The organism is Roseibium sp. (assembly GCF_025698965.1).
Taxonomy (GTDB): domain Bacteria; phylum Pseudomonadota; class Alphaproteobacteria; order Rhizobiales; family Stappiaceae; genus Roseibium.
This window is the reverse complement of sequence record NZ_JAILWL010000036.1, coordinates 1-21,905: the sequence shown is the minus strand read 5'-3', so window position 1 is coordinate 21,905 and position 21,905 is coordinate 1. Positions and strand designations below refer to the sequence as shown.

The 21,905-nt window shown below is 55.3% G+C and carries 20 protein-coding genes and 1 pseudogene; 7 read left to right on the top strand and 14 right to left on the bottom strand.

Features of this window, described 5'->3' with window-relative positions; translation table 11 throughout:
• The 3 genes from K5905_RS04900 to K5905_RS04890 form a co-directional block, all read right to left on the bottom strand.
• Positions 1-1,875, bottom strand: a 1,875-nt coding sequence (locus K5905_RS04900) for an efflux RND transporter permease subunit (protein ID WP_297580859.1), incomplete at its 3' end; no start/stop codon positions are given.
• Complete coding sequence (locus tag K5905_RS04895) at positions 1,872-3,005, bottom strand: efflux RND transporter periplasmic adaptor subunit (RefSeq protein ID WP_297580857.1); 1,134 nt, start codon at positions 3,003-3,005, stop codon at positions 1,872-1,874. The genes K5905_RS04895 and K5905_RS04900, both read right to left, overlap by 4 nt.
• Before the next feature lie 70 nt (positions 3,006-3,075).
• A complete protein-coding gene (locus K5905_RS04890; RefSeq protein WP_297580855.1) occupies positions 3,076-4,383 on the bottom strand; it encodes an ABC transporter six-transmembrane domain-containing protein in 1,308 nt (435 codons plus the stop codon).
• A gap of 181 nt (positions 4,384-4,564) precedes the next feature.
• Between K5905_RS04890 and K5905_RS04885 the strand changes: the two genes are divergently transcribed.
• From K5905_RS04885 to K5905_RS04860, 6 genes are all read left to right on the top strand, one after another.
• Positions 4,565-5,158 carry a TetR/AcrR family transcriptional regulator gene (locus K5905_RS04885; RefSeq protein ID WP_297580853.1) on the top strand — a complete coding sequence of 198 codons (594 nt, stop codon included), beginning with the start codon at positions 4,565-4,567 and terminating at the stop codon, positions 5,156-5,158.
• A gap of 108 nt (positions 5,159-5,266) precedes the next feature.
• Positions 5,267-5,878: a CDP-alcohol phosphatidyltransferase family protein gene (locus K5905_RS04880; RefSeq protein ID WP_297580851.1), complete on the top strand. Its 612-nt coding sequence runs from the start codon at positions 5,267-5,269 to the stop codon at positions 5,876-5,878.
• Positions 5,875-6,801, top strand: coding sequence for a phosphatidate cytidylyltransferase (locus K5905_RS04875; RefSeq protein WP_297580849.1), 927 nt, complete (start codon positions 5,875-5,877; stop codon positions 6,799-6,801). Before K5905_RS04880 ends, K5905_RS04875 begins: the two co-directional genes overlap by 4 nt.
• Before the next feature lie 12 nt (positions 6,802-6,813).
• Positions 6,814-7,443, top strand: a complete 630-nt coding sequence (locus K5905_RS04870; protein WP_297580847.1) for a lysophospholipid acyltransferase family protein — start codon at positions 6,814-6,816, stop codon at positions 7,441-7,443.
• Positions 7,427-7,972 carry a hypothetical protein gene (locus K5905_RS04865; protein WP_297580845.1) on the top strand — a complete coding sequence of 182 codons (546 nt, stop codon included), beginning with the start codon at positions 7,427-7,429 and terminating at the stop codon, positions 7,970-7,972. Before K5905_RS04870 ends, K5905_RS04865 begins: the two co-directional genes overlap by 17 nt.
• Positions 7,973-8,112: 140 nt before the next feature.
• Positions 8,113-8,637 (top strand): NADPH-dependent FMN reductase, encoded by a 525-nt coding sequence (locus K5905_RS04860; RefSeq protein WP_297580843.1) that lies wholly within the window; start codon positions 8,113-8,115, stop codon positions 8,635-8,637.
• A 174-nt stretch (positions 8,638-8,811) separates the two neighbouring features.
• On the opposite strand, the gene K5905_RS04855 is transcribed toward K5905_RS04860, so the two are convergent.
• The 11 genes and pseudogenes from K5905_RS04855 to flgB form a co-directional block, all read right to left on the bottom strand.
• Positions 8,812-11,604, bottom strand: a complete 2,793-nt coding sequence (locus tag K5905_RS04855) for an ATP-dependent Clp protease ATP-binding subunit (protein WP_297580841.1) — start codon at positions 11,602-11,604, stop codon at positions 8,812-8,814.
• 160 nt (positions 11,605-11,764) lie between these two features.
• A complete protein-coding gene (gene chrA, locus K5905_RS04850; protein ID WP_297580839.1) occupies positions 11,765-13,081 on the bottom strand; it encodes a chromate efflux transporter in 1,317 nt (438 codons plus the stop codon).
• A 3-nt stretch (positions 13,082-13,084) separates the two neighbouring features.
• Positions 13,085-13,906, bottom strand: a pseudogene (locus K5905_RS04845) (chromate resistance protein ChrB domain-containing protein).
• Positions 13,907-14,066: 160 nt separating this feature from the next.
• Positions 14,067-14,405, bottom strand: a complete 339-nt coding sequence (locus K5905_RS04840) for a cupin domain-containing protein (protein ID WP_297580838.1) — start codon at positions 14,403-14,405, stop codon at positions 14,067-14,069.
• 350 nt (positions 14,406-14,755) lie between these two features.
• Positions 14,756-17,308 (bottom strand): cell cycle histidine kinase CckA, encoded by a 2,553-nt coding sequence (gene cckA / locus K5905_RS04835; protein WP_297580837.1) that lies wholly within the window; start codon positions 17,306-17,308, stop codon positions 14,756-14,758.
• Between the two features lie 151 nt (positions 17,309-17,459).
• Positions 17,460-18,539 carry a flagellar biosynthesis protein FlhB gene (gene flhB / locus K5905_RS04830; protein WP_297580836.1) on the bottom strand — a complete coding sequence of 360 codons (1,080 nt, stop codon included), beginning with the start codon at positions 18,537-18,539 and terminating at the stop codon, positions 17,460-17,462.
• A gap of 19 nt (positions 18,540-18,558) precedes the next feature.
• The gene (gene fliR / locus K5905_RS04825; protein ID WP_297580835.1) at positions 18,559-19,332 is read right to left on the bottom strand and encodes a flagellar biosynthetic protein FliR; all 774 of its coding nucleotides are present in this window, start codon (positions 19,330-19,332) and stop codon (positions 18,559-18,561) included.
• Positions 19,333-19,345: 13 nt separating this feature from the next.
• The gene (gene fliQ / locus K5905_RS04820; RefSeq protein ID WP_297580833.1) at positions 19,346-19,612 is read right to left on the bottom strand and encodes a flagellar biosynthesis protein FliQ; all 267 of its coding nucleotides are present in this window, start codon (positions 19,610-19,612) and stop codon (positions 19,346-19,348) included.
• Positions 19,613-19,634: 22 nt separating this feature from the next.
• Complete coding sequence (locus K5905_RS04815) at positions 19,635-19,952, bottom strand: flagellar hook-basal body complex protein FliE (protein WP_297580831.1); 318 nt, start codon at positions 19,950-19,952, stop codon at positions 19,635-19,637.
• Positions 19,953-19,986: 34 nt separating this feature from the next.
• Positions 19,987-20,397, bottom strand: coding sequence for a flagellar basal body rod protein FlgC (gene flgC / locus K5905_RS04810; protein WP_297580829.1), 411 nt, complete (start codon positions 20,395-20,397; stop codon positions 19,987-19,989).
• Positions 20,398-20,427: 30 nt separating this feature from the next.
• Complete coding sequence (gene flgB / locus K5905_RS04805) at positions 20,428-20,832, bottom strand: flagellar basal body rod protein FlgB (RefSeq protein ID WP_297580827.1); 405 nt, start codon at positions 20,830-20,832, stop codon at positions 20,428-20,430.
• A gap of 422 nt (positions 20,833-21,254) precedes the next feature.
• Between flgB and K5905_RS04800 the strand changes: the two genes are divergently transcribed.
• Positions 21,255-21,905, top strand: a 651-nt coding sequence (locus tag K5905_RS04800; protein ID WP_297580825.1) for a flagellar biosynthetic protein FliO, incomplete at its 3' end; no start/stop codon positions are given.

The window sequence follows — 21,905 nt, the reverse complement described above, 5'->3', positions numbered from 1 at the left end:
GGCCGAAGTCGTTCCGCTGACGAATGCGAAAAGATGCGCAACGGGACTGTCCCCCGCCGCATTCTGCAATTCCGGGTCCTTGCCGAGATCGAGACCTGCTTCTTCGATAATCTCGACGTTTTTTCTTGTGAGCTGCACCGGTGCCCGCTGGTCCATTTTTAGAGAGGCGGAAATAACCTGCCCCGGCACATTCGGAAAAAATGTGGACTTTATCTGACCGGTCCCGACCAGTCCGAAAACCAGCGTCGCCACACAGACAAACAGGATCAGAACCGCATATCGATTGCGAAGCGACCACTTCAGCACCGGCTCATAAATGCGGTCCCGGAACCCCCGCAATCCGCTCCGGGCCTTGGTCTGAACCCAACTCCAGCAACGCGTGATCAAGCCGGGTCGATCGGATTTATTCATTGAAATGTGAGCCAGATGCGCAGGCAGGATCAGCTTGCTTTCCAGGAGGGAAAACAGCAAGGCGAGGATCACCACGCCTGCAAAACTGGCCAGTGCCTTTCCCAGCGGACTGTCAATCAGCAGCATCGGAAAAAAGGCAGCGACGGTGGTCAAAACCCCGAATACGGTCGCGGTCGAGACCCGCTCCACACCAACTTCTGTGCCCCGCAGCGGATTGGCGAATTTCTTCCGTTGCTCATGAACGCTTTCCCCGACAACCACAGCATCGTCAACCAGAATCCCAAGTACGATGATAAAACCGAAAGTCGTGATGTCGTTGAGTGAATAGTCGATCCAACCCGTGGTCGAAACGGCCAGCGCTCCGGCAATGGAGATCGGAATTCCCATGGCGACCCAGAAGGCCAGTTTCACGTTCAGGAATATGGCCAGCATCAGAGCGACGAGCAGAAGCCCCTGGATGGCACTGTCGCTCAACAGCTGAAGGCGATCCGAGATATAGTCCCGGGAATTCCCCCAGATGGCGATTTCCACGCCGCTCGGAAGCCCTCGCCTTGCGTCTTCAACAATCCCATCTGCGGCCTCTGAGACTCGCAACAGATTGTCTTTGCGGCCGATCAGCACTTCCATTCCGACCGACGGTTGCCGGTTGAACCGGGTTTCAATGTCAACTTCTTCAAAACCGTCGGTGATGTTTGCAATATCACCTAGCAGCGTCGTCGTGCCGTCCGGCCACTGAACGATCGGGATCTCTTGATAATCACGCAGAGAATAGGCCTGACTGTCGGCCCGAAGCGTGATGTATCCCCCTTCTGTTCGAAGCGTTCCACCCTGGAAATAGAGCGACGCTTCCTGGATGCGGGCCATGACATCACCGATCGTCATATCGAGGCGTTCCAGGGTGCCGGGCAGAAACTCGATTGCGATCTCCTGATCCTGAAGCCCCCAGTTCTCGACCCTGGAAACTTCCGGGCTTGCAAGCAGATCAGCCCTCAAGTCGCGGGCGATTTTTTGGAGAGTCTTCAGGTCCGTATCGCCAAAGACCTGCACATAAAGCGCAGGCACGTCGAAATTGTTGGCCTCGATTACGGGACGGCGAGCATCCTTGGGCATGTCCCAGATGCCGTCGATTTTCAGCCGGACATTGTCAAGCAGCTTCTGCAGCGCATAACCATTGTTTTTCTGGATGGATACGACTGAAAACCCCGGCTCAGAGCTGGAGCGCACAGCCTTGACGCCCTCAAGGCCTTCAATTGCCTTTTCGATTTTGCGGGTAACCTGCTCGTCAACTTGCGCCGTATAGGCATTTGGAAACGCGGTGGAAACGGTAACGGTGTCGGCTGGAATTTTTGGAAAACCCTCAATTCGAACCGTCATGAACGACGTCACACCTGCCACCAGAATAAAAACCATCAAAAGATTGGCGGCGACCGGATTGCGGATAAACCAGTTGGTGAGCCAGGTCATTTGCTGTCTCCCGCAATCACCGGGGCAACCTGTTGCCCGGGCAAATAGGCACTCATGGGCAGTCGAACAATGCGCAGCACGTCGCCCCCGGAGTTGCCGGACGGAGCCTTGACGATCACCTCGCCGTTATCCCGGAACAATGCAGCAGCCTCATATCGCTGGAGCCGATCGGACGGATCCAGGAACCAGACAAAGCCATTTTGCGTCAGCGCACTTTCCGGAATGCGCAGTGTGTTGCCGATGCTTGTTCCAGGGAGACCGACCCGAACAAACTGTCCTGGTAAAACCTCGCTATGTTCAGTTGCCTCGACCTCGAGAAAAAGCTGATACCTGCGCGATTTCGGATCCAGAAAACCACCTCCACGCTTCAGCATTGCAGAACCGATCCACGCTCCGGCTTCACTGAACAGCTCGGCGTTCATGGTGTCCCAACCTGTTCGCAGAAGTGCCCATTCCTTCGGCGCGAGCGAGACCCTGATATCAAGCAGGCTGTCATCCAGAAGCGAGAACAGAACGTCGCCTTCATTGACTGATTGCCCAGGACTGACCGACCGTTCCGTAACAATCGCGTCGAAGGGAGCCCTGATTGAGGTCGACTTGAGATCAAACTCCGCCGCTCCAACCCTTGCTTCGGCCGCCGCCACGGATTGCTCCGCCACACGGACTTCCGGCAAATGGATGGCCAAGTCGGGCGGGTCCTGATTGGGATTGACCGCGCGCCAGTCCTTTAGTGCAATATCCCGTTTCTTTTGTTTTTGAAGCAGTTCGAATTCTGCAGTTTTCAGCGCAGAGCGCGCTTCTTCCAGGTTTGCCTGATAGGAGGCGGGTTCCAGTTTGAGAAGCACCGTATCCAAATCAACGCGTGATCCGCCCAGCGCTGAAGGAGCAATCTCGGTCACAATTCCGGCCACCCGGGATCTCAAGTCAACCTGCCAACGGGGTTTTACCTCGGCAAACACCGAGACTAAGCCTGCATGCTCACCGACTTCAGCGTTGACGTAGCCAACCGGCCGCAACACGAGCGCAGAGGCAACCTCGTTGACGTCGGCGGTATCTTCAAGTGAGCTCAGGAAACCGGCCACACCGGCAAGGCTCACCAACGCCAGTGCGATCCACAACGCTCTTCTCATCGCCAGAACTCCCGGTCGCAGGTCGTGGTGCTGGATTTAAAATGTCGAGTTTTCAACTTTGAGACGCGGCTCACTGGCAAACCTCGTCAAATTTGCTGATGCTTTGCCAGGTTAGAGACAGCCCTCTCCCGCTTTGGTCGTTTGAGACTTGAAGCTGTAGGACCGGCCCCTTGAAGGTCGCGCTGAGGTCGTAAATCTTCTCTGTTTCCGGATCCAGGATCTTGCCTTCAACCCATCGATCAGCTTGCGGAGCCCACTTCAGATCCCACAAGATCGGCAAACCGCATAATTGCGATTTATAGCGTGACAGCGCTGCATCACGCGTTGCCCCGGGCACTCCGACGATGATGCCGCAAAGCTCGGAGCTTCCCTCCTCGCAAGCGCCCGTCGCGACAACAAGGCTTTCATCTTCCGTGATCCAGAACCCCTCTACCGGGGTGTCTGCTTGTCCGGGAACAACGGATGCGAGCAGCAAAACTGACATGGTTCCAACAAGCGAACGGCATTGCTTCGGGAGTGCATCGAAAACCTTGCTATCTTGAGAATTAATTCTGGTTGTGATTTCGCTCAGGCGTGACCAGCTCTGCAGAGCGACGGGAAGCAGAAGCGCAGCTTCGACATATTCCCAGGAATAGCTGGCAATCGAGAAAATCTGGCCAGCGGTTACACCTGGAATGCCTGCCCCCTGAAACAGGTTGAACGCGATGAAGACAATTTGAAGAAAGAAGATGCCGCCATAGACGACAGCTTCCGTGTCGGAGATCGAAACCTCGTGACGTCTGAGCGATCGAAGATGCCTGAAAACTCCCAAACGACTGCCGGCAGATAACAGGTCAACCTGCTGCTCCCGCTGCGCATTGAGGCTGGCGTTGTAGGCATAGAACCGCCGGTGGAAGCAGGCATAGACACAAATCATCCCCAGAACGACGACAGCGGACGAGATACCCAAACGAACATCGAAATAGGTCAGGATCGCAAAACTGACGGCAATCTGAATAATTGCCGTAATCAGTTCCGGCGCGTCCTGTTCCAAAAAGTCGACGAGTTCCCGGGACATGTCGATCCTGGCACTGCGTTTGGAAACCTGAAGCGTCGATGATCTACGCTGGAGTTCCGAACCGAGATGAAGCCTGATGGTGCCATATGTGCGTGTGTCGTATACCCTTCGCCCGACTGCTATGACGCCGAGACCCGAAAGAATGCCGACCATCCAGAAGAGTTCCGTCGTTCTTCCCGTCAGCAGACCATCTATGGTCATGCCGATCAGCAACGGAATGAGTGCGATGAGAATGTTCTCGATGAGAACGATGCCCCAGGTCAGCGCAATCCGGTTTCTGAACGTGCGCAAAATAAAGGGGAGATCAATTTTTATCTGCATTGCCTAAACGTCTCAAATCAACTGAAATCCCGTGGAATCGGGAAACCGATCGAATGACCGCTGCTCAACCGGCCTGACCACATTGCATGGTCAAACAGAGATCTCAAAAACTGAGCGAACGATCGTTCATTATGTAGTAAGAAAAACCGAAAATGCCAATGCACAAAACGAGAAAAATCGGATGAGTGAAAAATTATCGCGCGCGGAAACCGCAGATGCGCGCCGGAAACACATCATCGAAACCGCTGCTATCTGCTTTATCGAACAGGGGTTTCATCAGACCGGCATTCGCGACATAGCCAAACGTGCAGGCGTTTCCCTTGGCAACATCTACAATCATTTCGGCGGAAAAACCGAACTCATCGCGGCAATCGCCACGCTTGAAGCCGAAGACCTTGCCGAATTGCAAGAGGGGCTGACAAATAATTCGGATCCGCTTGCGGCTCTGGAAACTTTCGTTGAACGCTATCTGAAGCTCTGCAGCCAGCCGGAATACTCGGCCCTCACAATTGAAATCCTCGCAGAAGCCATGCGCAACCCGGTGATCGTTGAAGGATTCCTGACCAATCGGGACAGTCTCCTTTCGGCCCTAGAAGATCAGATTGCAGCCATTCGCAATCTGTCTGGAGCAAAACCGGACATTTCGGACCGGGATTGCGCAAAGTTCACGCTTGATCTCATCGAGGGCCTGGCAATGCGTATCGCCTTTTCTGAAAGGAAGCCGAGCAAAAGAGAACTGAACTCTTTGAAAATAGCTGTCAAACATCTACTTTAAGTCCCCTCACCTTGCCTCTATGGATCTTCAAACCTCTTTTAACGCGCCGGATATATTCTCAGTCGGATTCAACTTGTGCATTCAAAGGCCACTTCGGACCATTTAAACATGCCAACCATTTACCAGCTCAAATCCCGTTTTCAGGATCTGCTCCGTCCGGTATGCCGCAAGCTCGCGGCAGGCGGTATTACTGCCAATCAGGTGACGATTTCGGCAATTGTCCTGTCTGTCCTGGAAGGTGCGCTGCTGTGGCTCTTTCCCGGTGCCTCGCTGCCCTTGCTGCTTCTACCGGTCGTTCTGTTTCTCCGCATGGGTTTGAATGCCATTGACGGTATGCTCGCCCGGGAACACGACCAGAAATCTCACCTCGGAGCCGTTTTGAACGAGCTTGGCGACGTTGTTTCGGACACGGCGCTTTATCTACCGTTTGCCGCCCTGCCCTTTGTTTCAACCGAACTAGTCATCGGGCTGGTGATCCTCGCAATCATTGGAGAGATGACAGGCGTCATTGGCGTTCAGATAGGTGCGAGCCGCCGGTATGACGGTCCTTTCGGCAAGAGCGACCGAGCCGCGCTTTTCGGTCTCTGCGGGTTTTTGATGGGGATTGGCCTGACCATGCCAATTGTCTACCAGATCCTGTTCGGTCTGGGCCTTATCTTGTCCGCGCTCACAATTTTCAATCGAGCCCGCAATGCGCTCAAGGAGCTGGAAACCCGATGAAGTTACTCGCCATTCACTGGGCTCTGATCGGCATCTGGGCTCTGCTCACACTGGCCAGCCTTGTTGTGTTCGTCGTTTCAAAACGTTCAAGCAAGGACATGAGCGAACTCGTTCAACGCACCCAGAGCTGGTGGGTAATGGTGGCGATTTTCACGCTCGCCTTTCTGGTCAGCCAAACCATTTCGATCATTGTGTTCGCACTCATCAGTTTCCTGGCGCTCAAGGAGTATTTTTCGATGATCCCCACCCGCCGGGCCGACCGGCGGGTGCTGTTCTGGGCGTATCTGTCGATCCCGGTTCAGTACTTCTGGGTCTACGACCATTACTACGGCATGTTTGCTGTCTTCATTCCGGTCTACATGTTCCTGTTTCTGCCTTTTGCCAGCTTGCTGTCCCAGCAGACAGACGGATTTCTGAAATCGGTAGGCACACTTAACTGGGGGCTGATGCTGTGCGTCTTTTCGATCAGCCACGCGGCATTTTTGCTGATCCTGCCGGCAACGCCTGAAAGCAGCGCCGGCGGCGCCGGACTGCTTTTGTTTCTGATCTTCCTGACCCAGTTCAACGATGTCGCCCAATACACCTGGGGCAAGCTCTTCGGGCGTCACAAGATTATTCCGGGTGTCAGTCCCAACAAGACATGGGAAGGTTTCCTTGGCGGCGTAGCCACCACATTCGTTCTCGCCATGTTGATCGCGCCGCTTGTCACGCCTCTTGACCTGCCCCATGCCGCCGCAGCCGGTCTCCTGATTGCCGTAGCCGGTTTTGTTGGCGACGTGACGGTTTCCGCCCTAAAGCGCGACCTTGGTGTCAAGGATACAGGCAGCCTCATTCCAGGCCACGGAGGCATTCTGGACCGTATCGACAGCCTCACTTTCACGGCGCCGCTATTCTTTCACTTCACCCGATACTTTTATTATTAAGAGGCCGCATGCATGTTGCAAAAAGCCTTCTATATTTTCGTCAAGACCGCGGTTCTGTTCCTGCTTGGCCTGAACGTCCGGCGAAAGGAACTTCTCCCTTCCGATGGTCCGGCAATCATTGTTGCGAACCATAACAGTCATCTGGACACAATGGTGCTGATGGCACTGATGCCGCTCTCCAGGCTCAAGGACATCAAACCCGTAGCTGCTGCCGATTACTTTTTCTCCTCTCCTCGAAAAGCCTGGCTGTCGGAACATGTCCTCGGCATCATTCCGGTGGAAAGAACCGGTGCCGACAAGACCGTGGATCCGCTGGAGGGCTGTTACGAGGCCCTGGCTCAGGACAAGGTCCTGATCCTTTTTCCAGAAGGGTCTCGCGGCGAACCGGAACAGATGACGGATCTGAAGAAAGGAATTTCATATCTTGCCGAACGGTTTCCGGACGCTCCTGTCGTTCCCGTATTCACCCACGGCCTCGGCAAGGCCCTGCCCAAGGGCTCCTTTTTGCTGGTGCCGTTTTTCTGCGACATTTTTATCGGTGAACCAATCACTTGGCCGGGAAACCGGACTCAATTCATGAACAGATTGAAAGAACGTTTCAGCCAACTCTCATCGGAAAAGAACTTTGCGTCCTGGGAGTAAGACACTTGCTGCCCTCTGGGGGTTTGCCGAAGCAACCCTGTTCTTCATCGTTCCTGATGTTCTGCTGTCCAGTGTTGCGCTTTCTTCATTGAAGAAAGCTCTGTGGGCCTGCCTGAGTGCAGCCCTTGCAGCAACACTAGGTGGGCTGCTGGTTTGGATCTGCGCCAACCAGTATCCGCAGGAAACCAAGGATGTTCTGCTCAAAATTCCAGGCATCTCAACGACAACCTACGCGACGGTAAGAGAACTGCTGCAGAACGGCCTGTTTATTGGCATGCTTGAAGGAGCATTTTCAGGCGTCCCTTACAAGATATTTGCAGCAGAAGCAGGATCTGCAAACGTTTCCCCTCTGGCATTCGCGGTACTCTCGCCAGCCGCCCGACTACCGAGATTTGTTGCGATTGTGCTTGTTGCATTCGCTTTGTCGCGATTGATTGGCACACGACTTTCTAAGTCCGCCAAGCTTGCCATCTCCCTTGCGCTTTGGGCCTTGTTCTACATCTTCTATTTCCAGGCAGTCGGCTGGTAGCACCTGCCGGAAAGCGACGAACATCGGAACATTGACGGCTTAGGGAACTTCATGTGAACCCGCCTTCTCAACCGCGAGGATCAACAGCTTGCGGCACCGCTTCCCTTGCAAGCCACGCCCGATAGGCCTACGGAGTAGATATGAAATTCCTTGCAATCTCTGGCAGCAGCCGCAGTATTTCGACCAATACTGCAATGCTCAGGGCTGTGTCGAAACTGTCAGAACCGGACCATGATATCGTGGTTTTTGCCAGTCTCGCCAGCCTGCCCGTCTTCTCACCGGATGCCGAGGACGATCCGTTGCCGAAACCGGTAAAGGCTTTCGTCGACATGATACGGGAATGCGATGGACTGATAATCGCAAGTCCAGAATATGTCAGAGCTATTCCGGGTGGATTGAAAAACGCGATTGATTGGCTTGTTTCCCGTGAGGAGATAATTGGAAAGCCGATTGCGCTGATGCACGCCTCTCATCGAGGACACGACATGCTGGACCAACTAAGGTTGGTCTTGTCGACAGTAAGCGACAAGTTTGCGCCGGAGATTTTCCTGGCGTTTGAGCTTGTGAAGTTCTCACCCGAAGAAATATCGCAACGTTTGAAGTCACCTCCAAACCGATCAAAAATAACTGATTTTCTTAAAAAATTTGCACAGCACTGCGCATAGAAATGGGCTTAAAACAACTGTCTGAACTCTTGGTCTGAATACCCTTGAATTTTGTCCCAGCGCATTTTGGCGGGCTCGAAAAGACCACATCAAGTGGGTCCCAAATCGTTCAATGTGTTCTTGCCTTCACATTAAAAAGGCGCTCCGAAGAGCGCCTTACCGGTACTGCCAGCTTTATTCTGCTGCGGTCTCTTCTGCACCGGAATCCGTTGCGCCCGTTTCGTCAATATCTTCAGGAGCGGTATCTTCAGCCTGTTCCTCAACCGGCTTTTGAACTTCGAATTTAACTTCGAAAGATCCTTCAGGCCAATCAGCCGTCACAGTGTCACCTGTCGAAATGTCTCCTTTGAGGATTTCCTCGGACAACCGGGCTTCCACCAGCGTACGGATCTGCCGGCGAAGTTCCCTCGCCCCGAATTCAGGCAGATATCCTTCCGCCGCGACGTGATTGACCAGACTTTCGGAAAAGCCGAGCGTAATGCCCTGCCCGCGTGCTGCCTGCGTAACCCCTTCAAGCCGCAATTTGACGATTTCGCGGATGTTATCCTTCGACAACGAATGGAAAACGATGATCTCGTCCAGCCGGTTCAGAAGTTCCGGCCGGAAGTAATGACGCAGCTTGTCCATGACGCCGTGTTTCAGATCATCATATTTTGCCGCCGGATTGGCCGACAGTTTCTCTTGAATGACCTCGGCCCCGACATTGGACGTGGCGATGATGATCGTGTTCGAAAAATCGATCATCCGCCCCTTGCCGTCCGTGAGGCGGCCATCGTCGAACACCTGCAGCATCACGTTGTGGACTTCCGGGTGCGCCTTTTCGATCTCATCGAGCAGAACCACCGAATACGGCCGGCGGCGTACACGCTCGGTTAGCTGGCCACCCTCGTCATATCCGACATAGCCGGGCGGGGCCCCGATGAGCCGGGCGACCGTGTGCCGTTCCATGTATTCGGACATGTCGAGCCGGATCATGGCGTTTTCGTCACCGTAGACAATCGCTGCAAGTGCTTTGGCCAGTTCCGTTTTACCGACCCCGGTCGGGCCAAGAAACAACATGGTTGCGACGGGTCGACCACTGGCCTGAAGCCCGGATCGGGCAAGGCGCACAGCCAGACTGACTGCTTTCACCGCCTCGTCCTGTCCGATCACCCGTTCGTGCAGCAGATCCTCCAGCTTCAGGAGCTTGTCACGCTCTTCCTCCGTCAATTCCGAGACGGGGATACCTGTGAGCGAAGCAACGACTTCTGCAACATGAGCCAGCTGGACAACCGGCGTTTCACCGCCAATGGAGGTCTGCCACGTGTCTTCCATTTCGGAAATCTCGTCCCGAAGACCGTCGATCTGTTCATCCAGGTCCTGAGCCCTGTCATAGTCCTTGTTGGCTTTGGCCGCTTCGTGTTCGCGCTCGAGTTTGAGAAGTGCCTCGTCTTTTTCCAAAAGATCCTGAGGCCGGGCTGTCGCACCGATGCGTACGCGGGCGGCTGCAGTGTCCATCAGGTCGATTGCTTTGTCCGGCAGGAACCGGCTGGTGATGTAACGGCTGGAAAGGTCGACCGCCGCCGAGATAGCCTCATCGGTGATTGTCACCTGATGGTGCGCTTCATATTTGTCGCGCAGGCCTTGAAGGATCATCACCGTCTGCTCGGTTGTCGGCTCCGGCACGAGCACCGGCTGGAACCTGCGTTCAAGGGCTGCATCCTTCTCGATGTGTTTCTGATACTCGTTAAGTGTGGTTGCGCCGATCAGATTGAGGTCGCCGCGCGCCATCGGAGGTTTGATGACATTGGCGACATCAAGCCCGCCTTCGCCGCCGCCCTGCCCGGCTCCCATGATCGTATGCAGCTCGTCGATGAAAACGATCACGCTGTCCTTGTTGGCCGTCACTTCATCGATGACTTCCTTGAGCCGTTCTTCAAACTCGCCCCGGTATTTGGACCCGGCAACCATGGAATTGATATTGAGTTCCACGAGGCGCTTGCCGCGCAACTGCTCGGGCACGTCATCATTGACGATACGCTGCGCAAGACCTTCAATAATGGCGGTCTTGCCGACGCCTGGCTCGCCGATCAGAACCGGGTTGTTCTTGGTTCGCCGCGCCAGCACTTCAATCGCTGAGCCGATCTCTTTGGACCTGCCGATAACCGGGTCCAGATCACCCCGGTTTGCGGCCTCTGTCAGGTCGCGTGAATACTCGTCCAGTTTCGGCGTTTCGGACTGGGGTTTGGCACCTCCATCCGGGCCTGTGCCAACCACTTTGGCAGCTTTCTGGCGAAGCGCTTCCGGCGTCAAACCATAGGTTTTCAGCACCTGGTTGGCACGCCCTTCGCCAATATCCATCAATCCCAGGAACATGTGAACAGGGCCAATATAGGTGTTGCCGAATTCGCGCGAGATCCGGAAGGCAGCCTGCAACGCTGCTTTCACGCGCGGCGATACCGTCATGGATTTTTCGCCGCTTTCATCGTCTTCGGACGTCTTTTGCACATCGCCGAAAAAATTGTGTTCAATATGCTGCTTCAGATCGGAGGCGTTCAGCTTGAACCGCCGCAGAATATCTTTCACGGACGGTGTGTTGGCGAGCACATAGAGCAAATGCTCCGTATCGATGATGGTGCCACCCTGCTCGTCAACAATTTGCGCCGCGGCTTGCAGAGCCTCGCGGGCTTCGTCGGTCAGGTAGCTTTCGAGATCAACCGCTTCCCGGTCGCCGAACCCGACACTATCACCACCACCGCCGCCTTCACGAGCAGCCATAGCCCGCGCAAGGTCGGAGAGCCCCTCAGGGTCCGAGCCGAACATCTGGTCGCCGAACAGCAGATCCATCGGCGACGTCGACTGCCGTCGCATGGCAAGCTGTTCATAATGTTCCTGGCACAGCTCAACGACGCTCCGGCGGCCACCCCGACGCACCTGCGCCCTGTACTCCGCCCGCTTGCCGCACACATCGCAATATCCCTGTGCCATGACACTCTCCCTAACTTAAGATCCCTGTTCCGGATCCAATGCAGCATTTCCTGAATTTCGGGTCGGATACCCGATCCTCTCAATGCATCAAGGTTAGGAAAAATGCTTGGCGAAGGAAAGGCGGATTCTGTAACCAGTGCGAGTACATATCAAGCCTCCCTCAACCTGAGGAAGCAGCCACGGTCAGTGCGATGCCGCCGACCGCCGAAAACACCAGAACGTAGATCAGCGGAACATGAAAGCGCAGCAGGCCCAAACCTGCTGCAAGAGCCAGCAGCAACACGCGCCAGTCGAAGCTTGCCGCATCTGGAATCCAAAGCGTCAGCCAGCCGACTTGCACATGCTGTACTTCGGTAAAAAGCACATGCAATGCGAACCACACCGAAAGGTTCAGGACAACACCGACGACCGCGGCGGTTATCGCCGAAATCGCGGCGTTGAGCCTGGGCTGGGCAGAGATCCATTCGATGTAGGGAGCCCCGGCAAATATCCAGAGAAAACATGGAACGAACGTTGCCCAGAGCGCGACGCACGCTCCCCAAACTCCGAAAAACAGCCCTCCGACACGATCAGCCGCCAGGAAGGCCACAAACTGAGTGACAAGGATGAGTGGTCCCGGTGTGGTTTCCGCCATGCCGAGTCCATCCATCATTTCCCCTGCCGTCAACCAGCCATAATCCGTGACGATGTCCTGAGCCATATAGGCAAGGACCGCATAAGCTCCTCCGAAGGTGACAACCGCCAATTTCGAGAAAAACGTCCCTATTTCTGCAAGTATCGGCAAATTTGCGAACAGTCCCAGAAGAAACAGCGGAACGAGCCAGATCAGCAGCCACAACAGAACGGTTTGGAAGGTTTGCCGCAATGAGACATGTACCGGCACAAGTGACGCGCTGGTGGCAACCTTGCGATAACCGACCAGCGCACCATAAATTCCTGCCGCAAGAATGATCAGGGGGAACGGCAGGGACAGAAAGAAAATGCCAACAAAGGCAAGCCCGGCAATGAACCATTGATCGAGCCCAGATAGTGCCCTTCTGGACAAGCGCAGCAATGCCTCGAAGACAACGATCAACACAGCAGCCTTGATACCGACAAAGGTGTTTTGAACCAGAGGCAATGTCCCGTAACGGGCATAAACTGCAGACAACAGGAGGATCACCGCAGCGCCAGGAAGAATGAACAGCCCTCCGGCGACAAGCCCTCCCAATGTCCCGCGCATTCGCCAACCGGCATAGGTCGCCAATTGCATCGCCTCAGGTCCGGGCAAAAGCATGCAAAAGCCCAACGCATTCAGATAGGCCTTTTCGTCGAGCCACTTGTTCTCGTGAACAAGCTTTCGGTGCATCAGCCCGATTTGAGCTGCCGGGCCGCCAAATGAAAGAAAACCGATTCCGGCGAACACTTGCAGAAAACGCAGGCGCGAAGCCGGATTGCACGGCTCCGGAAGCCGTGCAATCTCAGATTCAGTCGACATGATTCAAGCCTTCTGTGGAGCTGTGGAAGGCCAGTCATGCCCTTCATTTGTGGCATCACGCGCCCAGCGATAGAACGCATCGTAAAGCCCCATACCCGCTTCCAGCTGCTGAAGATCATCACGATACATACGCGACAGCCCCAGGGAGGCGGCGAGCAAACCGGCCGCTTCGGGTGCCAGATCGTGGCGGTTGGTATCGGCACCCCGCACGATTGTTGCAAGTTTCAGCAAGGGGTCGGTTTCAAGGCCGAACTCCTCAAGCATCGTATCGAAACTGCACCGGTCCCCGCGATGGCTCCAGAAGGCATCTTCGACATCAAAGGGCGTCGCCTTGAACCTGTCAGCTACGAGTGCAACCTGGGACGGTGACACAAACAGGAACTAGGCTGCCGGGTCCACAAACCTGCGGATCAGCCAGGGACAGGCGATCCGGTCGATCTTTGGTCGGTGACGTGTCACCCAGACTGATTGGCCCAGGCTGTTTCTCGAGGGGATCTTTTCAGAAGGGATACTGGGAAGCGATGCCTCACGCCAGGCAACCATACCCCCTTCCAGATTTTCAGCACTGACACCTGAAGACCTGAGTACGGCAGCAGCCCCCTCGCTAAGCTTCAAACCCCTGTGACAGACAATAACGGTCTTTCGACCGGACAATTTCCCGACAAGATCTGCAATTTGATCAAAAGGATGTCGGAAGGATGAAGGAACGAGATAAGGATCATCGACAAAATTTTCCTCGACGCGCACATCAATGACGACCGGAGCGTCCGGCGTTCCAATGAGTCTGGCGAGTTGAGAAACTGTAATCGTATTTGGAGACGGCATGACGCGTCCTCCCTTTCGAGTGGGGTAATGGACGCGAAACTTCAGCTGACGCCTCACGGGGTGTTCGCATTCCCCATGCCCTTGGTGTGCCAAATCGACCGTTTTCTGTCAAGTTGGCACGCTTGGTCGCAAACAAACTCGAACAAGCAGGTGTGTTGTCTTATTCGCCGCGAATGGAATAGCGGTAGGGTTCCTCGAAAACGTCAATCGCCTTTGTACCGGCTTTGATCAATGCGCCATGTTCGACACCACTGGGAATATCGTAAATGGCTCCCGGCCCCATCGTCTTGGTGACACCGCCGACCGTGAACTCGATTTCCCCGTCCAGAACTGTTCCCCATTGGGCAAGATGAGAATGCGGCGGCAGGACCATATCTTTTTGAAAATCAAAGAATACAACAAGCCCGGCTTCCGACTGGATGGCATATGATTTCACGACATCGTCCGGAAAGGGAATGTCGAGCGAAGGAAATTTGCGAATGAATTCTGGCAGTTCCATGAGGTCTCCTAAAAACAACGCTTCAAACCAATTCGTCCACACGGCCTGGGCAAAAGTTGCTTTAACCTAGACCTGTCACAGCCATTCAACACGTCTTTCAAGGACCTTGCCAGAGAATTGCACTGGCGGTCTCAGACAGGCTTCAAGCAAGTGCCATTATGACCCGCTGAATTTGGACGAATGAAATAAATCCCGGCCAGCTCTCGCGTTGACCGGGATTGAATACGCGAAATTTACCAGTATCTGAGCAGCCTGATGGCAACCGGCCGGACCACGCCGAATTGAGGCGCTCCGCCGCAGTGACGTGTGTCAGGCAACCTTGCTACAGCTCGTTTGGCACCGATTGCGACCTACCCGTTCAGGACTTCTTTCACAGTGGTCGCAAGCTGCTTGAGCGTGAACGGCTTCGGCAGGAAGAAGAACTGCTCTCCCTCCGGCAGGTTTTCCTCGAAAGCATCCTCTGCGTAGCCGGAGACGAAGATGATCTTCAGGTCCGGGCGGGTCTTGCGCAATTCGACCAGAAGGGTCGGTCCGTCCATTTCAGGCATTACGACGTCAGACACCACCAGATCGACTTCTCCGTCGGTCTCCTCCATCACTTCCAGCGCCTCATTGCCGGACCCAGCCTCGTGAACCGTGTACCCGCGCGAGGCCAATGCCCGTGCGGCGAAGGCCCGGACAGCCTCCTCATCTTCAACCAGCAAAATAGATGCGGACCCGGTGAGATCGGCGACCTTCTCCGGTTCGGTTTCCTTGACTTCCGGTTTCTTTTCTTCAACGACCAGGGGAATATGCCGCGGCAGGAACAGGCGGAACGTCGTGCCGGCATCTACTTCGGACGTGCAGAAAATGAACCCGCCCGTCTGTTTGACGATGCCGTAGACGGTTGAAAGTCCGAGACCGGTCCCCTTGCCGACTTCCTTGGTGGAAAAGAACGGGTCGAAGATCTTTTCCATCACATCCGGCGGCATGCCATGTCCGGTGTCTTCCACTTCAACCAGCGTGTATTCACCCGGTGGCATGCCCCTCGTGTTTTCAAATTGTGTGGATTCAGCCGACTCGACATTTTTCGTGCGGATCGTCAAACGGCCGCCATCTGCCATGGCGTCTCCCGCATTCACTGCCAAATTGACAATGACCTGCTCGAGCTGATTGAGATCGGCCATGACCGGCCACAGGTCTCTGCCGTGGATCACTTTCAGCTCGACCTTTTCACCCAGCAACCGGTCTAGAAGTATGGAAAGATCTGCAAGGACATCATTCAATTCAAGTTGCTGCGGACGCAGGGTCTGACGGCGCGAGAAGGCAAGCAGCTGGCGAACGAGACCGGCGGCCCGGTTGGCGTTCTGCTTGATGTTCATGATGTCCTGGAAGGACGGATCGGTCGGCCGGTGGCTGGCGAGCAACAGATCGGAAAAACCTATGATCGCAGTCAGGACATTGTTGAAATCATGGGCAACCCCGCCTGCAAGCTGACCAATCGCCTGCATCTTCTGGCTCTGGGCAAATTGCGCTTCAAGTGCACGCTGCTGCGTGGTTTCAAGCGCATAGACAATCGCTGCCTCACCGTCGCCCTCACCTTCCTGCACTGCAGAAACATAAAATGTTGCCGAGCGCGGATCGTTGCCTTCCACCAACGGAATATCGATCGGCGCGATTTCGCCGATACCGTTGGCGGCTGCACTCAAGGCTTTCGACAATTCCTCGCGGCCACTGTCGGCCACATAGGCTTCCAGTTTTGGCGATTCATCATCTGTATCGACGGCCCCGAAAAGCTTCAGGAACGGCGCGTTGGTGCGCAGCACCCGGCCATCCTTGTCGAGAGAGGCAATTGCTATTGGCGTATTGTTGAAGAAACGGGCAAAGCGCACTTCCGCCGCGCGCAAAGCTTCTGACGCTTCTTCACCACGCGAACGGTTCAAAACGAGTGTGCGGCTGTCACCCGCCTGTCCGTTTTCACCGAACGGAACCCGGTGCAGTAGGCGGACGGGAAGACCACGCCCGTTGCGCGTGACGAAATCGAGATCGAAGGTCTCGCTCTTGACCTCGCCCGCCTGCCCCTTCACCGACCGGATCAACTCGGTTCCATCGCCGCGCACGATCCCGGAAAGATCAAGGTCGCCTGCATCAAACTGGGCAAGGTCATATCCGAGCCAGTCGGCAAGTGTCGCGTTCAGATAGACGATGCGACCTTCAGAATCGCAGGAAAAGAAACCTGCCGGAGCATGATCGAGAAAATTGATGACCCGTTGCAGTTCCTGAAAGGAGTTTTCCTGTTCAGCCCGGTCACGCGTAATATCCGCGAGTTGCCAGACAGCCATAGGCTTGCCACCACCCCGCTCCTTTGACACCTGCAGCGGACGCACGGATACACGGTACCAGCGGGCCGTGCCCTCAGCGCGCCCCAATGGAAACGGCATGCGAATTTCTTCCTGGGCGCGACGACCGTCACGCATCGCCTGAGAAAGGCGGAAAATCGCGTCAGCAGCATCAGGATCGGAGGAAAACACCCGTTCGACAACCCGTATCTCGGCAGCGGCCTCAGCACCGGTCAGGTCGGCATAGGCCTTGTTTGCGTAGACCAGACGCCCTTCCATATCGGTAATAAGCGCGCCGTCTTCCAAAGTGTCAACGAATGCCGACGCAAGGGGATTGGCCTCGCCCGGACGTGCGGACAGGCGCAAGAATCCGATGGCCCCGGCAAAGAGGCAAAAGACACCGACAACGGCCAGAATACCGAGTAACGCAAGAATGAACGGCTGCGCAACTTCACGGTCCATAACCGCAAAGGCAGCTGCCGCGCCGACGAGCAATAGCGCCAGACCTATAAGCAGGCCTATGTTCCCGGACCGCTCCGGCCGACTGATCATCGGTCCACTTGGCGCTCCGTCCATGTCACTCATCCGTCCTGTCTCCCCGGCCCGATTCGCTAAACAACAGGCCGTGTTTAACCATTCTTGGCTTAATGCTTAATTTCAACTGATATGAGGCCGTGACCTGTTGAAAATCACCTGTTTACCCAGGCTTCTGGTCATGTGACTTCTTTTGACGGGTTTAGTTTGCCCGCCAGGAGGCGCGCCGGCGCATCCGGTAGACGAAGCCGATAACTTCCGCAACGGCCTTGTAATGCTCTTCGGGAACTTCCTGATCGATGTCGACAGTCGCGAAAAGCGCTCTCGCCAGTGGCGGATTTTCGATAACGGGAACTTCGTTTTCCTTGGCGATTTCGCGGATTTTCAAGGCAACCGCATCTGTACCTTTCGCCAGGCAGAGCGGTGCGCCCATCCCGTCTTCGTATTTGAGAGCCACCGCATAGTGGGTCGGGTTGGTGACGACAACGGTTGCCTGCGGCACAGCCGACATCATGCGTTTGCGGGAACGCTCCATCCGCAATTGCCGGATCTTGCCTTTGATTTGCGGATCGCCTTCCGTCTGCTTGTATTCTTCCTTGACCTCGCGCAGCGACATTTTCTGTTTGTTGAACCATTTGTTGCGCTGATAGATGAAATCGGCACCGGCGACGACCGTCATGACGGCAAGAATGGCGGCAAGCAGCTGCAGGATCAGCACCCTCGCTTCGGGAAGGATCACGCTGACTTCTGCAAAAACCATGAGATCGGCTTCATCCCGGTGCGGCCACATCACCGCAACCATCACCGCGCCGACAATCGAGATTTTTGCCATACCCTTTGCAAAATTCACCAGGCTTTCCGACGAAAACAGACGTTTGAACCCCGATGCCGGTGAAACCTTCGACAATTTGGGCTTGATCGTCTCTGCCGTCAGCAGCGGTTGGTGCTGGATCAGGTTGCCGGCCACCGCCATGATGACGAGCGCAATCAGGGGAACCCCGACAATCAGCGCAACATTCTGGCCCGTATCGCGCCACAATGCCTTCAGCGCATAACCATCGACCGGGATCTGATGCGCATGCTCGATATAGCCTTTCATCAATTCACCCAGCGAAGCAGCGGTACCGGGCGAAAATATTGCAATCATCAAGGTCGCCCCGGCCAACGTAAACCAGGTACTGACCTCTTGCGATTTCGGGACGTCCCCCTTGTCGTGCGCTTCTTTCAAGCGCTTTTGCGTGGGGTCCTCTGTCTTTTCCGAGTCGTCGGTATCGTCAGCCATATCCGGTCACGAGCTCCAACTATCCCACGATGAATTTGCCGAGCGAATCCTGGAAATGCTCCAGATAGAACATCATCAGGGTAACGATCAGCGCCATGAGCAAAAACAGCCCGATCGCGATATTCACGGGCATGGCGATAAAGAAGATCTGCATCTGCGGCATCAGCTTGTTGAGCAGACCAAGACCGAAATAAAAGACGAGACCGACGACCAGAAAAGGTGCGCTCATGCGCACCGCGATCGAAAAGACATGCGCGACCGTTTCCGTCGCGTTTTGGGTGAAATCACCAACCGGGGGTGCCAGACCGGGCGGAAAGATCGTGAAGCTGTCAAAGAGCGCAGCGATCACCAGGTAATGCGTATCCGTCACGAAGACGAGTGTGATACCCAGAATTGAAAGGAAGTTTCCGTAAAGTGCGCCCTGTTGTCCTTCATTGGCGATATCCGTCCCCAGGGCAAATGCCAAGCCGGACTGGTTTGCCATGATCACACCGGCGATCTGCAGCACCGATGTGATCATGCGGGCACAAAGACCGATGCCGAACCCGATCGCCAGCTCTCCGGCAAGCAGCACCAGAAGCCGTGCCATGTTTTCCGTCAGGTTTGCAGGATATTGCGCCGCACCGACCGGATAGAGCACCAGGGTCAGTGCAAGAGCAAGGGTCAGCCGCATTCGCATCGGAATGGAGCTTTCCCCAAGCGCCGGCAGCAGCATGAGCATCGTGCCAAGCCGCGCAAACATCAAAAGAAATGCGGCGGTGATATCTGGCAGAAAATCAAGCTGAATGGTCATGAAGCGTTGCGGCCTACCCCGTCGTCAGGATCATTTCCGTCACCCGTCCCATGAACGCCTCAAGCAGTTGGCTCATGAAAGGAAGAGAAATCAGGATCGTGACAAAAATGGCCAATATCTTCGGCACGAAGACCAAAGTCATTTCCTGGATTTGAGTAAGGGCTTGAAACAGGGCAATGACCACACCGACCAGCAGGCCGACAATCATCGTTGGCCCGGCCACCAGGATCATTGTCCAAACCGCCTCTCGCGCAAGGTCGAGAACTTCACCACCTGTCATATGATGCCCCCAAGCGGCCGACCTAGATCGGCATCCGCATGATTTCTTCGTAGGCGGAAATGACCCGATCCCGCACCGCGACCATCGTTTCCAACGCTACCTCGGTTTCCGCGACAGCGGTCACCACGTCCACAACCCCGGTCTTGCCTTCAATCATCCCGATCGCCTTGTCGTCTGCCTCACGGCCCTTGTCGACGACGGTTTCCACCGCCTCCTGAACCATCTGACCAAAATCGACGGCTTCGCGCTGCGGGCCTGTGTCCTCGGCTGCCGAACGAGCCTGCTGCTGCAGTCGGGCCGCCATCTGATAGGCATTGTTTGCGATCGATGCAGTGGACATTGCCGCTACCCCTTTTCCTGATCAGCTCCGCGACTTACGCCCGCAGGATATCAATGGTCTTCTGCAGCATCCGCCGCGTCGATTCGATAACGTTCAAATTGGCTTCGTAAGACCGCTGCGCCTCGCGCATATCGGTGGTTTCGATCAGCGTGTTCACATTAGGCTGAAGCACATAGCCGTTTTCATCGGCGGCCGGGTGTCCCGGCATGTAGGTCAACCTGAAGTCCGACTTGTCCTCGGCAATTTTACCCAGCTCCACCGTATGAGCTCCCAGTTCCTTGTTGAACTCGGTCTCGAAGGTCGGGATTTTGCGCCGATACGGCTCTTCATCCGGGGTTCGGCCAGTGGAACTCGCGTTGGCGATGTTTTCCGCGATAACGCGCATGCGCCCGTTTTGCGCCTTGAGCCCGCTTGCTGAAACGAAGAGAGATTTGATCAGGTCCATCTAGCGGTCCTCTGAATTTCGGTTTGGGGCCTATGCACTTCTCGACAAGGCGGTTCGGATCAGTCCCAACCCCTTGGTGTAGAGGCTGGTTGCTGCCTGGAAGTCCATCTGGTTCTGCGTGATTTTCATCATCTGCTCTTCCAGATTGACGCTGTTTCCGCTGGGAGTGATTTCAAAGGATTCCCGTTCTTCCGCCTTGACCTTTCCGGTCGTCGAAATCCCGCCCCCGATGTGACCGGCCTTTGTTATCGCCGGCGCGACGCCACCGTTGTGCATTCCAACATGATCTTCGAATGAATAGGACTTAACGTCCCGGGACATGTAGCCGGGCGTATCAGAATTGGCGATGTTTTCGGCAAGCACGCTCTGGCGCGTCTGATGCCATTGCATTTTCGACTTCAACGCCTGAAACAACGGCAATTCCGTAAAGGCCATTCCATTCACCATTCGTTAACCGACTAGGCAATGATTGCCGACCAAATGGTTAACGAATGGTTAATACGTCCGTTACGTCAGGCCGCAAACCCTTCAAAAACCAGTGGAAGAGAGCAACATTCCTTTGCATTTTGCAAAATGACACCCTCTTGCGGCAGGCAAATTTTACCGCCCTCTGTTAACTTATAGACCTAGTGAGATTCGAAGCGGAACAGCAAGCGGCAGTGCTGGGCAATTGAAAGCAGCTTTGAACTCGGGTGGCGATGAAATGCGAAAAATCAGAGGGCTCAAGGGCAATCTTCCGGCGAAAAGACCAGCGCCTGATTTACTGGGGATAAGCAACCAAACCCACATTTGGGACCAATATTCCAAGTATCCGGCAATCGCATTCATACCGCAGTCAAAGGCGGCACGAGGAAAAGATGTACAACTGGATTGAATCGACTTTCAACGTGAGTGGGGGCGTCACACAGGCGATCGCGGTAATATTGGCTCTTGCTGCGGTATTGCTTTTGTTCGGGCTTTTTATTTTCATCCTCAAGCGACTGACCGGCGGCAATGTTTCACAAAGCAGAAGCAGACAGCCCCGCATTGCAGTTATGGACAGCGCCACTGTCGACACAAGACGCCGTCTCGTCCTCGTGCGGAGGGACAATGTCGAGCACCTGATCCTTATCGGTGGACCGAGCGACGTTGTTGTCGAACAGAACATCATTCGCAATGCTCCGCTTTCCGCCCGCCCCGGCCCTCAGCAGACGCAAGGATCAGCCGGCCTTTCCATCAAAAGCCCAATGGCGCCGGGACCTGATATCCCGATCCGTCCGGACGACAGCGCAACATCCGTGGAACCGGCAGCACCGCCCAAGCCGGCAGCCGCTGCCCCGATGCCAGCTCCGCAAATTGCCCCTGCTCGCGTCACGCCCCCTGCCGAGCCGCCGACAACAACCAAAACACCTCCACCACCTCTCGCATCACCCGTGAAATCTTCCCTGGAGACCAAACGAGAACCTTCTTTGCCCGACAGCAGACCAGGCACCACCCGAAAGGAGGAAACTTCGGGAGACAATGGCCGG

What these genes read in the sequence shown, in the direction of transcription:
- chrA (WP_297580839.1), bottom strand. Translation starts at nt 13,081, where the DNA reads ATGTCGACTGAATCTGAGATTGCACGGCTTCCGGAGCCGTGCAATCCG.
- K5905_RS04870 (WP_297580847.1), top strand. Translation starts at nt 6,814, where the DNA reads ATGTTGCAAAAAGCCTTCTATATTTTCGTCAAGACCGCGGTTCTGTTC.
- K5905_RS04880 (WP_297580851.1), top strand. Translation starts at nt 5,267, where the DNA reads ATGCCAACCATTTACCAGCTCAAATCCCGTTTTCAGGATCTGCTCCGT.
- K5905_RS04885 (WP_297580853.1), top strand. Translation starts at nt 4,565, where the DNA reads ATGAGTGAAAAATTATCGCGCGCGGAAACCGCAGATGCGCGCCGGAAA.
- fliR (WP_297580835.1), bottom strand. Translation starts at nt 19,332, where the DNA reads ATGACCATTCAGCTTGATTTTCTGCCAGATATCACCGCCGCATTTCTT.
- K5905_RS04860 (WP_297580843.1), top strand. Translation starts at nt 8,113, where the DNA reads ATGAAATTCCTTGCAATCTCTGGCAGCAGCCGCAGTATTTCGACCAAT.
- K5905_RS04890 (WP_297580855.1), bottom strand. Translation starts at nt 4,383, where the DNA reads ATGCAGATAAAAATTGATCTCCCCTTTATTTTGCGCACGTTCAGAAAC.
- K5905_RS04840 (WP_297580838.1), bottom strand. Translation starts at nt 14,405, where the DNA reads ATGGAACTGCCAGAATTCATTCGCAAATTTCCTTCGCTCGACATTCCC.
- K5905_RS04815 (WP_297580831.1), bottom strand. Translation starts at nt 19,952, where the DNA reads ATGTCCACTGCATCGATCGCAAACAATGCCTATCAGATGGCGGCCCGA.
- flgC (WP_297580829.1), bottom strand. Translation starts at nt 20,397, where the DNA reads ATGGACCTGATCAAATCTCTCTTCGTTTCAGCAAGCGGGCTCAAGGCG.
- flgB (WP_297580827.1), bottom strand. Translation starts at nt 20,832, where the DNA reads ATGGCCTTTACGGAATTGCCGTTGTTTCAGGCGTTGAAGTCGAAAATG.
- flhB (WP_297580836.1), bottom strand. Translation starts at nt 18,539, where the DNA reads ATGGCTGACGATACCGACGACTCGGAAAAGACAGAGGACCCCACGCAA.
- cckA (WP_297580837.1), bottom strand. Translation starts at nt 17,308, where the DNA reads ATGAGTGACATGGACGGAGCGCCAAGTGGACCGATGATCAGTCGGCCG.
- K5905_RS04875 (WP_297580849.1), top strand. Translation starts at nt 5,875, where the DNA reads ATGAAGTTACTCGCCATTCACTGGGCTCTGATCGGCATCTGGGCTCTG.
- K5905_RS04895 (WP_297580857.1), bottom strand. Translation starts at nt 3,005, where the DNA reads ATGAGAAGAGCGTTGTGGATCGCACTGGCGTTGGTGAGCCTTGCCGGT.
- fliQ (WP_297580833.1), bottom strand. Translation starts at nt 19,612, where the DNA reads ATGACAGGTGGTGAAGTTCTCGACCTTGCGCGAGAGGCGGTTTGGACA.
- K5905_RS04855 (WP_297580841.1), bottom strand. Translation starts at nt 11,604, where the DNA reads ATGGCACAGGGATATTGCGATGTGTGCGGCAAGCGGGCGGAGTACAGG.